Genomic DNA, 11,527 nt, shown 5'->3' with positions numbered 1-11,527 from the left:
CGGCAATCTCCATACCGCATCGCGGCACGTAGAGCAACCGTTTCACCTTCCTGTTACCAGAAGCGAGCGACGCCGGGCCGTGAACAGGCTCCGTTCAGGTCTCCAGCCTATCTGGTCCCGGGAAACGCACTGGTCAGCGGTGTAGAGGGCTGAGTTGGCGCAGGCGATGCGAGGAGCGATGGCTGGGACGGTAGCAGCGCCGGTTGCACCGACCAGTAGGCCGGGGTGGAAGGGCCACCCCAGCCCGAGTTCGGCGGGGCTGGTGCTACCGCTCCGCACGGCGCAGGAACTGCCAGCCCAGTACGGCCAGGGCGAGCGTCTGCACGAGAGAAGTGACCACGAGCAGGGGCCGAACGGTGGGAGAGCACCAGAACGCGATCGTGCAGACCATTGGCAGGACCAGGTACGTGAACAGGTCCACCGCGGTCTGAAGCCGCTTGCGCATGGTGCGGCCCGCAACATTGCGGTGGTAGACCTCCCAGGCGAACACCGCGCCGTGGGCGGAGGCGAGTTCCCTCAGACGCGGTCCCAGTTGGTCACGGACATAGCAGCCGATCGTCGAGATCTTCTCGTCGTTGGCCAGATAGGTCCAGCCCAGGACCAGGCAGATCGCGGGGACGGAGAGCAGCAGCCGGGACTGTCCGCTCTGGACGGTGACCGCCACGACCGCAGTGGCCGCAGCGAGCGTGAAGTAGAGCAGGTTGTCGCGGAACCCTATGCGGGTCTTCTGTTCCTCCTTGAGGCAGTCGTACTCGGCCAGCAGGATCTTGCTCTCGGTGACATCGTCCGTGGAGGTCACAGGCATTCCTATGCTCGAGTTCAGGATCAGCCGGCGATCTGGAAGGGCGTCAGGTTGTTGGGGCTGTGCCGTTCGATCCAGCCCTTCCCGTCCGCCGCTATCCCCTCCAGGAGGCGGAAGGTGTGGGCGGAGCCGGCCGAGCTGAGGTTGATCTCGGAGATTTCCTGAGAATTCTCGTCCGGTGCCAGTTGATGGGCATCGGCGTCCTTGACGCGGATCTTCCTGGCTGGCCCGTTGGTGAGGACGAGCTCCAGGTCGTAGCCGACGTCGACGTTCTCCGTCACCTGCACGGAGGACAGTGCGTCGAAGCGGTAGTTGCTCCGCTGCTCGTTCTTGCGCGTTGCGTCGGAGAAGTTGAACTCGGAGCTGATCTCGCGGATGCCGTCCTGGGTGAACAGGAACAGGCGGAAGACGTAGTGCGAGTACCGCCAGGGGCCGCCCCGGACCCGGCCCCGTTTGTAGGAGGGAGCCGGGGCCACCAGGATGGTGTGGGTGATTAGGTCGCGCCAGGTGAGCCGGTGGTGCCGGAGCGCCTCATCGACGAACAATGTCTTGTCGCAGGTGAGCCAGGTCTCCATTTCCAGCTCGCTGGGGCGCGTCATGTCCAGGAGCGCCTGCCAGCGCTGGTGGGCGAACTGTCGTGCGGTCAGCTGTTTCTGGTACTCCTGAGTCTCCCGGGTCAGCCGGTGCTCTTCGCGCCGGACCTCCAGCCACCGGGAAGCGGTCGCGTGTCCGGACCAGGCCGCACCGAGCACGGCCAGGAACGCCCACAGCGGCCGCGGTTGGGCGGCACCCGAGATCGCCGTGCCGAACGCGGCCAGAGCCGCGGCGCCGAGGAGGGCGAGGGCCGTCACGGTCAGGGCCTTCGTCCTGCCCGGGGTCTGCTCCTGGTGGCTCTGGTCGAACAGGGTGCCGTTGGTGTGGTGGTTCCGGGTGTCCTCGGCGAGGTGCCGGATCAGCCAGTTGACCCGATCCACGCCGATCCGGCTCTCCCGGTAGAGGTCCGCGATCTCGGCGGCGAGGCTGCCGCGGACCTGGGCGGTGTGGGCGAGCCAGGCCTCCGGGGTGAACCCGTAGGGGGTGCGAATCCTGAAGTAGTGATCGAACGAATGGCGGACGCTGTTGGTGAACCTGCCTTCGGTGGGTGCGGGATCGCGCGGGTGCGGGATGCGGGCCCCGGCCGCGAGGCCCGGTCGGGTTTCCCGGCCCCACCACCGGACGCCGAGACGGGCTGCGGTCAGACCCGCGCCGAGCGCCACCAGCAGCTCGACGACCGCCTGGGCCGGATCCGCGGTCAGTGCCAGGGCCAGGAGGAGCGCGCTGCTGACGGCGAACAGGGCCGCCCGGACCGGGAGGGCCGCCTGGGCGGCGGCAGCGGTGCTCGGGCGGGGCGGAACGGCCCGCGCCCCGATGGGGACGGGCGCGAAGTAGGCCCAGACCCGTCGGGCCCGCTCGTTGCCGAAACGCTCCGCCTCGGCCCGTTCGAGGGTCTCCGCCCACAGGTCGTCCTTCAGTCCTCCGGTGAGCATGAGGTCGAGGTGGCGGAGAATCGCGTTGTGCTGGTAGGGCGGCAGGTCCTGCAGTTGCTTCAGTACGGGTCCGGTCTCGCTGCCGGCCGTGCTGAGTACCGCCAGCAGGTCGAAAGTGACGCGCAGGGCTTCCTTCCACTCGTCCTCGGCGTAGGTCCGTACGAGCCCGGAGGTGTAGTGCAGCCCCCGGACCTCTTCGGTGCTGAGGTCGTGGTGGGTGCGTGCGCTGAGTATGGCGAGCACCCAGTGGAAACGCACCTCCGCGCCGTCGTACCCGTGGCCGATCGCATCGGTGATCATTTTGCGGGCCCGGCTGGGGACGCCGTCCTGCAGGAGCTGTACGCCCACCCGATACTTCTCCTGCGGTGAGGCGTCAGGGTGGGTGATGTAGACGGTGGAGTCGTGCACGATCTGGGCCTGGATTCCGACGGTGGAGTCGTGGGCGGCCGAGCTGTACGCGGCACCGTTGCTGTGGTTCACGCCAGGTCACCGGCTGCGGCGACGATGGGAGCCAATGCGGCCATCAGCGCGGGGCATTCCGCGACCAGTCCGCGCAGCCTCCTGAGCGTCATGACCGTCCGCTTCGACGTTTCGGGGGTGTTCCCCCCGGCCGATCGGAGGGCGGAGTCCAGATCGCTGAGGGCCTCCCGGTAGGTGTCCTCGTCGAGGGAACCCTCGGCGCGGTGCCGCCCCAGCTGATCGCGGAAACCGTTCAGTTCCGCGATCAGGCCGGTCGGGCCGGATGCCTTCGGGGCCGCGTTCATGTGAACGCTGCTGCCCGTGACCGAGCCGGCCATGATGCCGACAGTGCTGTTGTGGGCGGTGTTGCTGACGTGTCGGTCGAGCCGGTCAGCCGAACGGACCCTGTCGTCCCGGGGCATGGCGGTTTCCTCCTGTTCCCCCACCAGTTCCATTGCCAGCCGGGTAGCGAACGCCGCCGCGTTCGCTGCGGCCCGCGGCTGCCAGTTGCGGTCCTCAGTGCTGTTCTTCGTGCCGTCCGCCCGGTCGCTGATCCCCCGGATGATGGCCACCGGTGCCCCGTTGAGATGGCCGGCCTGTGCCACACCGGCCGCCTCCATCTCGATGGCGAGTGCGTCGTTGTAGTGCTGTCGGATCCACTTCGCCTCGGCCGAGATCCTCGAGTTCTGGACGACCTCGCCGGCGGCGATCGCCCCGAAGCGCACCTGCGGCGCGTCCTCGTGACCGGGCGCGGGGTCCGCCCAGTCGTTCAAGCGGGCCAGGTGCGAGGCGAGCTGGCTGATGCCGTGCGGTGCTTCCCACACCCGGGGGCGGGCTTTGAGCCCGTCGTCCTCGCTGGTCCCGCCGTGGTAGGCGTACACGTGTGACGCCATCACCACGTCGCCCAGCCTGGTGGCGTCCCACAGGGCGCCGGCGACCCCGACGAACAGCACGGCCACCGGCGAGAACTCCTGAATCGCGCGTTCGGCGATCACCGCGGCGGAATGGTTCCCCTTGCTCGCCAGACCGAGTGCGACACGGCACGACGTGCCCTGCACGGTTCCCACCTCGAACCGCGTACCACGCTCATGGCGGTGCACCTGCGGACTCGCCAGCCTCTGGCGCACGGCCTGGTACTCGAGATTGAGGGCGGTGAGAATCACCACCGGGCCTTTCGACATCTATTCCTCTTCCCCTCTCGTGTTCTCTTCCGTCGCGGACAGCGCGGGTCGGATCAGCGGCGGGAACAGCACGGTTTTCGGACCGGCCCGGTACAACCGTGCGGGCCGTCCTCCCGTGGTCCTGCGGTCCGCGCCGGCGGGGACGATGAATCCCTTCGCGGCTTGGACCTTCCGGTAGAAATTGCGGGTGTCGAGTTCGGTGCCCCAGACGGCCTCGTACACCTGTTGCAGCTCTGCGATGGTGAATTCCTCCCTGCAGAACGCCGTGGCCAGCGCCGAGAACTCGAGCTTTGTGCGCGCGTGTTCGATCCCGTCCGTAGCGATTCGACGGTGATCGAAGGCGAGTTCCACCTCGCCGGACAGGACGGCTTCCGCGGAAACCCACGCGGCATCGGTGGCATCCGTTCCCGCGACCGGGTCTGGCAGCCCCGGTGCGATCGCCAGGTGGGCCACGGAGACGACTCGGCCTCGCGGATCGCGGCCCGAGTCCCCGTACACGGCCAACTGTTCAAGGTGCACCCAGCCGACGGTCAGAGCCGTCTCCTCGCTCAGTTCGCGGTGGGCGGCATCCAGAATCTCCTCGCCATCGTGGTTCAGGAATCCTCCGGGCAGGGCGGGCATGCCCCGGAAGGGATCTTCGCCCCGCTCCACCAGAAGGACGTGCAGGCGGCTCTCCCGCAGCGTCAGGATCACAAGATCGACCGTCAGCAGTACAGGAGTTGGTGACCACACGTCATCTTGCATGTCCTGCAAGGTACTTCAGTTATTGTCACTTACACAAGAAGGGGGGCGATAGGGATTGCTGTGCCGCTCGACTCCGCAGCCGCGGCGCGTGCGGCGGGGCCGTACGGGTCGACCGGCTGGCACCGATCCCCACCAGTCCGTTCCGGTTTCGGGGTTCCCGCAGCCGGTGCTGCGATACTGCCCACATGGTGAACCGCCTGGCCGATGCCACCTCCCCGTACCTGTTGCAGCACGCCGACAGCCCTGTGGACTGGTGGGAGTGGGGGCCGGAGGCGTTCGCGGAGGCCGAGCGGCACAGGGTGCCGGTGCTGCTCGGCGTGGGGTACGCCGCCTGTCACTGGTGCCAGTAACTGAGCACAACCAGGTAGTCCTGACCCGGACTCTTACCAGAGGGTCGTCGCATGGATACGTGTGATGAGGCCCCGCTGCCGCTGTCCACGAGTCTGACACCACCGGTCGGCACTCTCGTAGTGGACTCCGTGCGGGACCGTGGCCCCATGCCCTGAGAGGCGGCAGGAAGGAGCTGTTGATGAGCGTCGCCGCGGTCATGCACACCGAGTTCCCCGCTGGGTACGTGGTCTTCTTCGGTATCGGCGGGAAGGCGGTCATGACCCCGCGGAGCGAAGAGGACTCCAGCACCATCAAGTCGATGCAGTACGACACGATCCTGTCGTTCGGGCGGCATGCGAAGACCGCATCCGATGTGTACATCGACTTCCCGGCTGACGAGAACTCGGCCCCCGATCTGGCGATCCTGCGGGAGGACGCGTAGCGGTAGGGCAAGCGCTACGGCTTCGAGGACGTGCTGCTGATCGCTGAGGTGGTGTCGCTCTCCTCCACGCGCAAGGACTACGACGACTGCACCGCGAAGTATGGCCCCTACGGCATCCCGGTTTACGTGGTGGTGGACCCGTATGCCGCGGAGGTCGTTGTCCACATCTGGCCCACCGGTGCCGGCTACATCGTGGCGCACACGCACAAGTACGGCTCAGGCAAACTGCCCATCGAGCTGACTGATGGGCGGACCTACACCTTCGACCCGGACGAGCTGCCCCAGCCCGACGCAGGCGTCCGCTGACCGGGGTGCCATACCCTCACTGCGACCGAAAGCGTTCGAGCCGCATCCCGGGCGCTGACCGTCCGATGTGGCCCTGGAGCACCTCCCCAGTGAGGGGCACGTGATCAACGAAGCCTGTCGGCCTTCGTTGTCGGAGTCGAGAAGGTCGACGAGTTGGTCAGAGCCGCGGGAACCGTTAGGGATTGCAATCCGACCGTGGCTATTTCTCGTCTAGTTGAGCCGCCAGGGCTTCCGGGTTTTGCGCCCAAGGGGCAGAACAGTGCTCCCGTTTTGTCAGTCGGCGACACCGAGGGTCAAAATCCTCGTAGAGGAAGTCAAGGGTGGCGCTGCTGCGAAGTGTGCAGGCCGATTTCTGATTTGTGAATATGCCGGCCTCATGGCCGGCGCGGCTGGGTCGTTTTCGAGGACGAAGCAGGCCAGTCGATGACGCCGCCGCGTTCGAGGAGCTGGGGCGCAAGGCTTGCACGCCGGTGGTCTGGGTGCGCTGCTGGGCCTTGGGCCAGGTGTCCATGGCCGGGCTGACCTGATACAAGTGGGGGAAGCGCTCCCGGACGTTCTACTCGATCCGCGAATACCGGGGCCGCAAGAGCGAAGCGAAGGGCATCGGCTGGCGCGATCTACGCGACCTGCTGGTCAGGGCGCACATCGAGCTCGGCGGCCCGATCGTGCTCGTGTGAGACAACCTGCCCATGCAGCTGGTCGAACCGATGAGACAGTTCAGCGCTGACCAGGCGAACCAGCTCACCGTCTTCCAACTCCCGAGTTCCCCCGGACTTGAACCCACAGGAGGGCGTCTGGTCGCTGGTCAAGCGCGACATCGGCAACCTCGCCGCAGCTAACCTCGGCCAGATCACCCGCGCCGTCAAGCGCAGACTCAAGCAGATCCAGTACCGTCCGGACCTGGTCGACGGCTGCTTGGCCGGCACCGGCCTGATTATGGACGGTCGACCGGCATCACGCTTTCAAGTTCAGTGGCACCTATGTGCGAAATATCATGGAAAGCAAAACTCCTCGATTTAACCTTAGGCGTTACATGATAGAATTTTCCTTGACCGACCTAGGTGTGAGGGACTGACATGGCAAAGCGTGTGCTCGACAAGGCCAAGCGAACTGGCCAGCACTTCACACCTACCGCCCTGGCCGACTTTCTTGCAGAGCGAGCAGTGAACTACCTTCCCAAGGGGCGCCCGCTGCGCGTCTTGGATCCCGCATGCGGGGATGGCGAACTGCTCATCGCTGCCCACTCAGCCCTCACTCAAAGGGGCCTTGCAGTCGGCGAGCTCGTTGGATGCGAGCTGGATCCTGAAGCTGCGGCCGTAACCGAGCTAAGGATCACCGGGGTTACCGGCGGCCGGGTGCACGTGGGTGATTTTCTGGCCATCGCCAAGGATGTGCATGGTTGTGGATCATTCGATCTGATTATCACCAATCCGCCATATGTCCGCACTCAGGTCCTAGGGGCAGGGCTGAGCAATGAGCTGGCGCAGCGCTTCGGCTTGGGGGGTAGAGTTGATCTGACTCACGCTTTTGTTGCGATGTCGGAAGAACTCTTGGCCCCCCAGGGCGTTCTGGCTTTGCTCTGCTCCAACAGGTTCCTGAGTACTAAGGCAGGCGACAATGTGCGCCAAGTACTCGATGCGAGCTTTGCTTGCCGAGAGGTCTACGATCTCGGTGATACCAAACTCTTCAAGGCCGCCGTCTTGCCTGCCATCGTGATCGCAGTCAATGAATCAAATCTGGCAGAAAAGGAACGAAAGGCCTCTCCCTTCACTCGGGTGTACGAGTCCCCCGAGATCCAGGATTCCGTGGAAGTAGAGTCGCTTTTCGAAGCACTTGCGAGCACGGAGTCGCGAGCGATCACCGTGGAGGGGAAGTCATATCTTGTAGAGGTCGGAGAGCTTGTAGCTGGCGACCCTGGAGCTCCGTGGTCCTTGCGGACGAAGGAGAGCGAGAAATGGCTCGAATGGCTACGGAAGGGGACCTGGAAGACTTTTGGCGAACTGGCCAAAACGCGAGTTGGGATTAAGACGACTGCGGATTCAGTCTTTATCAGAGAAGACTGGGATGGACTGCCGGAAGAAGTTCGGCCCGAGGATCATCTTCTTTTCCAGCTTCTCACCCATGAAAATGTCCAATCATGGTGCGTGTCCGAAGCTTCTTCCACCCGAGTCCTTTACCCCTATGACATGGAAAAGGAGAAGCGCACGCTCCTGCACAACTCAGGGTATCCGCGTGCCATGGCTTACTTTCTGCAGCATGAGGCTCGACTGAAGGGCCGGAAGTACGTGATTGAAGGTGGGCGCCAGTGGTACGAAATTTGGGTTCCCCAAAGGCCCGCCCGATGGAGTGCGCCGAAGATCGTCTTTCCAGATATTAGCGAAGGCGCTAGATTTGCCATTGACAATTCAGGAGCAATCGTCAATGGTGACTGCTACTGGATCAGCGTTGCTGATTTGCCAAATGAGGATATCGCCTATCTGATGCTCGCGGTCGCAAATTCCAAGATTGGTTTGCGCTTCTACGACACCGTTTGCGGAAACAAGCTCTACTCTGGCCGACGCCGTTGGATCACGCAGTATGTCGAACGGTTTCCAATCCCGGATCCGAGCAGCCCCGGCGCCCTGCGGGCAGTTAGCATTGCGCGAGAACTCTCTGAAAAGAAGATCGTCAAAGAAGCGCGGGAAGTTGCCATAGGAGAGCTTGAAAGCGCACTCGAAGAGGCTTTCACGTTCCTGCCTGAAATGGCGCAGCCCTTGATGTCGCTGCCTGGCGAGGGAATTGCGCAGTCGATCCTGTTCTAAAGCCCGACTGCGCGCCGGGCGGAGCCTGTCATGTGGCGCGCTATACGGCCACAAAGAAGGTCGAGGGTAGATGAATCTGCAACTTCCGGTTCTGCACATTGCCCTCAAAACGCTGAAACGCTGAGAAGAAGTCTCGCCCGGTAGCCACAACTACCCGTTCAACGAGAATTTTTGACCCAGCGCCCCTCTTGGCGTATACAACTGCATACCTTGTGTCGCAATGCCGAATTTTTGTACCGAGCCCTAGGGCAAGGTTGGTGCTATCTGGTGAGACAAGGCCGAGATCCACAGTTGGCGACAATTGCAGCTTGACTTCCAGCCCTTGGCAGAGGATATCTGGAAACTGGCCGGCATCTGCATAACCGGATAGCTCCAAAATTTGGCAGACTCGCTGCTGCAGAAAAATCCCCCGCAGCCGTTCCTGATCTATGCCAGGATCTTCAAATTCGTACCCTTCGAGCCGCCGTAGGCGCTCGAAGAGAGCATCAATCTTGAGCACTCGACCAGCGAGCGGAGGATCCACTGGGGAAACGTTCCAACGGAGCTCGGCCGGAAGGTCGTCAATCGGCCGCAGCAGCGATGCGAAGTTATCCGTATCGTTCCTGCTCACGAGCACCGAGCCCGCATTGGCGAGCCTCAATTTAGCCTGATACTTGGACGTGAGGGTACCGGTAGTATCCAGAAGGGCCAGCTCCTGGCCGGAGATAACTCGGACACCTACGATCTTGTCCTCAATGTCGAGGCGAATCAGCGCATAGCGGCGGTCCGGGTCAATTTCTTCGTTCCAGATTTGCAAATTATTTGCTTTTTGGACGTAGATGTCCAGATTTGCAGCAGGAAAACGCGGCTGGGTCTTTCGAAAGGACCTCGGAATCTCAAACCCGAGGGCCTTGCAAACCAGCTCTTTCGCTCGCTTCGAGCGAGTCCTCAAGGGCAGCCCGGCAAGCGACTCTCCTGAGAGCTCCGATGTCAGTCTCCGCTGCAGCACGGAATTTGGGTAGAAGTACGGCGAGGGTGGTTCATGCTGATCTTCGTAAATCCCAGCTCCTCTCTGGGCGATTGCTGCGGCAATTTCGTCGCCAACTGGATCCGTGTCCTCGGCCAAGGTCACAATTCCCTCAAGAGTTCGCTGAGATCAACGTTTTGGGCGTGCGCGATACGAAGGAGACTCAGGATGGTCAGGTTTCGCTCACCGCGCTCAATTGCGCTGTAGTACGTCCGATGCACGCCTGCGCGCTCGGCCATTTGCTCTTGTGACAGGGCGAGGCTCACGCGCTGCTCTCGAATCCGCTTGCCGAGTGCGGTGAGGGTCTCATGTTGATCTTGTGTCACATGCGCATCTTGGAGCACTGCCGCCTATGAGTCGACAGACGATGAGTAGCATCCGCCTGTGCGACGGTGATTCACGCGCATATTGAGCCCGTCGCAAGCCAGTTGGTAAAGCGTTTCAGGGTTCGCACACGCGAGCGCGTTCGGTCGATCCGCCGAGCTGCGTTCAGCTCGGCGAGCAGTGTCCGGTGGACTGGCCCTGGGGAGCACTCCGGCCACGGTGGGAGTGTCGGCTCGATCAGCACCTCAGCGGTTGCAGCTGCACGCGCACAGGGCAGGGGGTGCATGTAAAGGTTCGAGAACGGTGTGTGACCCTTGCCGATATGTCGATGCTTGATCATGCCAGAGAGGTCTACACCGTCGAGCTGGTCGACGGCGTCGCCAATGGACACCCGCTATGACAAGACTCCCGGCAGCTACCTCGCCGGACTCCACCTGCGTGTCTCGGCGTCGGGTGAAATCTGGTTCTGGATCACTTTCCGGGCTCTGTCGCTGATTGAGGGGTCTTGGCTGGTTGGTCATGGTGATAGGAGGATGCGGCGGCGTAGGAGGTCGAAGTTGGCCCGGCCGTACATCTGCCTCTTCAGGAGCTTGATCCTGGTCACGTTGCCCTCGACTGCTCCCGAGGTGAGCGTGGTGTTCAGGGCTGCGAGAACGGCTGCGTGGTCGCGTCGAATGCCGCCGGCCAGGGTGCGGAGTTCTGGTTGTCCGTCGAGGCGGACGTCGGCGAGCCAGACGTCGAGGGCCAGGTGCTCGCTGCGGCGTTCGCGGACCATGGTGGCCAAACGCCGGGCGTACTGGGTGGTCGTGGCCAGAGCCGGGTTGCGTTCGCACAGCTCGTCGAGGCACTTGCGTTCGGTGTCGTCGAGCCGCTCGGGTCGGCGCATGATCCAGTCGGTGACGCGGCGGACGGTCAGGTGGGGCAGCGGGGCCTGTACCGGGATCGCTCCGGTTCGGTAGAGCCGCAGATGGCGCTGAACGGTGTTGACGTCACCGCGGTAGCCCAGTTGCCGGATCTCGCGGGTGAGTGCGGAGGCGTTGGTGCAGCCTTCCATCCACCGGTGGTGCAAGTAGCGCCGGTAGTCGTCGATCACGCTGGGGCGGTGGGTCGCCGCGACGAGGAGTTGCTCCACATCGGCGGCTCGGGCGAAGCGCAGGACGGTGCCGCGGCTGAGGTGAAGTTCACGGGCGATGGCACGCAGGCTGTAGCCGCGCTCGATGCGTTCGTGGATCTGCTGGTGACGCTCGCGCGTGCGGGCGACCAGGGGACGCGGCCGGCCGTGGACGTCCAGCTCGTTCGAGCCGGCTGCTCCGGAACGGGGCATGTCATCCTGCTCTTCTCCGAGGGCGAGGGGTTCGCGCAGGTCGGCGCGGTGGCGGCCGACGACGCGCTCGACGGCCTCGGCGAGGTTGTGCAGCAAATGCCAGGCGTCGGCGACCTGTTGGGCCTGCGGCGCGCCTGTTCGGGCACCGTCGCGGAAGGATCCGGCGCGGTCGCGGCAGATCGTCCGTACTTCGGGGTGGTCGCGCAGCCAGGTGGCGAAGGTGTTCGCGGTGCGATCGGCCAGGACGTCGATCGGGCGGTGGGTGTCCATGTCCACGAGGAC

Annotated in this window: 11 protein-coding genes and 1 pseudogene; 5 read left to right on the top strand and 7 right to left on the bottom strand. The window is 63.9% G+C overall.

What is annotated here, in order from left to right:
- Positions 1-265: 265 nt before the first annotated feature.
- Genes ACIPLC_RS03450 through ACIPLC_RS03435 form a run of 4 tightly spaced genes read right to left on the bottom strand, consistent with a single transcriptional unit; the run spans position 266 to position 4,712 of the window.
- Positions 266-805: a hypothetical protein gene (locus ACIPLC_RS03450; RefSeq protein WP_400470667.1), complete on the bottom strand. Its 540-nt coding sequence runs from the start codon at positions 803-805 to the stop codon at positions 266-268.
- Between the two features lie 20 nt (positions 806-825).
- Positions 826-2,808 (bottom strand): hypothetical protein, encoded by a 1,983-nt coding sequence (locus tag ACIPLC_RS03445; protein WP_400470665.1) that lies wholly within the window; start codon positions 2,806-2,808, stop codon positions 826-828.
- On the bottom strand, positions 2,805-3,968 hold the full coding sequence (locus ACIPLC_RS03440; RefSeq protein WP_400470663.1) for a purine phosphorylase: 1,164 nt from the start codon (positions 3,966-3,968) through the stop codon (positions 2,805-2,807). Before ACIPLC_RS03440 ends, ACIPLC_RS03445 begins: the two co-directional genes overlap by 4 nt.
- Positions 3,969-4,712 (bottom strand): NrtR DNA-binding winged helix domain-containing protein, encoded by a 744-nt coding sequence (locus ACIPLC_RS03435; protein WP_400470661.1) that lies wholly within the window; start codon positions 4,710-4,712, stop codon positions 3,969-3,971. It lies immediately after the preceding gene.
- A gap of 185 nt (positions 4,713-4,897) precedes the next feature.
- On the opposite strand from ACIPLC_RS03435, the pseudogene ACIPLC_RS03430 reads away from it, so the two are divergent.
- The 5 genes and pseudogenes from ACIPLC_RS03430 to ACIPLC_RS03410 form a co-directional block, all read left to right on the top strand.
- Positions 4,898-5,056: pseudogene (locus ACIPLC_RS03430) on the top strand (DUF255 domain-containing protein); the annotation flags it as partial.
- Between the two features lie 185 nt (positions 5,057-5,241).
- On the top strand, positions 5,242-5,484 hold the full coding sequence (locus tag ACIPLC_RS03425) for a hypothetical protein (protein ID WP_400470659.1): 243 nt from the start codon (positions 5,242-5,244) through the stop codon (positions 5,482-5,484).
- Positions 5,485-5,514: 30 nt separating this feature from the next.
- Positions 5,515-5,790 (top strand): Uma2 family endonuclease, encoded by a 276-nt coding sequence (locus tag ACIPLC_RS03420; protein WP_400470657.1) that lies wholly within the window; start codon positions 5,515-5,517, stop codon positions 5,788-5,790.
- 774 nt (positions 5,791-6,564) lie between these two features.
- Positions 6,565-6,810, top strand: a complete 246-nt coding sequence (locus tag ACIPLC_RS03415; protein WP_400470655.1) for a hypothetical protein — start codon at positions 6,565-6,567, stop codon at positions 6,808-6,810.
- A gap of 56 nt (positions 6,811-6,866) precedes the next feature.
- Complete coding sequence (locus ACIPLC_RS03410) at positions 6,867-8,591, top strand: Eco57I restriction-modification methylase domain-containing protein (RefSeq protein WP_400470653.1); 1,725 nt, start codon at positions 6,867-6,869, stop codon at positions 8,589-8,591.
- A gap of 40 nt (positions 8,592-8,631) precedes the next feature.
- Here the strand turns inward: ACIPLC_RS03410 and ACIPLC_RS03405 are convergent, their stop codons facing one another.
- The 3 genes from ACIPLC_RS03405 to ACIPLC_RS03395 all read right to left on the bottom strand — a co-directional run.
- Positions 8,632-9,696: a hypothetical protein gene (locus ACIPLC_RS03405; protein ID WP_400470651.1), complete on the bottom strand. Its 1,065-nt coding sequence runs from the start codon at positions 9,694-9,696 to the stop codon at positions 8,632-8,634.
- A gap of 2 nt (positions 9,697-9,698) precedes the next feature.
- A complete protein-coding gene (locus ACIPLC_RS03400) occupies positions 9,699-9,923 on the bottom strand; it encodes a helix-turn-helix domain-containing protein (protein WP_400470649.1) in 225 nt (74 codons plus the stop codon).
- Positions 9,924-10,438: 515 nt separating this feature from the next.
- The coding region (locus ACIPLC_RS03395; RefSeq protein WP_400470647.1) for an ISL3 family transposase at positions 10,439-11,527 on the bottom strand (1,089 nt) is incomplete at its 5' end.

This window comes from Kitasatospora sp. NPDC086801 (assembly GCF_044745805.1).
Classification (GTDB): domain Bacteria; phylum Actinomycetota; class Actinomycetes; order Streptomycetales; family Streptomycetaceae; genus Kitasatospora.
This window is presented reverse-complemented; position numbering and strand designations above follow the sequence as displayed.

Excerpts from the sequence above, each read along its gene's own strand:
- ACIPLC_RS03450 (WP_400470667.1), bottom strand. The coding sequence starts at position 805 with ATGCCTGTGACCTCCACGGACGATGTCACCGAGAGCAAGATCCTGCTG.
- ACIPLC_RS03440 (WP_400470663.1), bottom strand. The coding sequence starts at position 3,968 with ATGTCGAAAGGCCCGGTGGTGATTCTCACCGCCCTCAATCTCGAGTAC.
- ACIPLC_RS03435 (WP_400470661.1), bottom strand. The coding sequence starts at position 4,712 with ATGCAAGATGACGTGTGGTCACCAACTCCTGTACTGCTGACGGTCGAT.
- ACIPLC_RS03425 (WP_400470659.1), top strand. The coding sequence starts at position 5,242 with ATGAGCGTCGCCGCGGTCATGCACACCGAGTTCCCCGCTGGGTACGTG.
- ACIPLC_RS03410 (WP_400470653.1), top strand. The coding sequence starts at position 6,867 with ATGGCAAAGCGTGTGCTCGACAAGGCCAAGCGAACTGGCCAGCACTTC.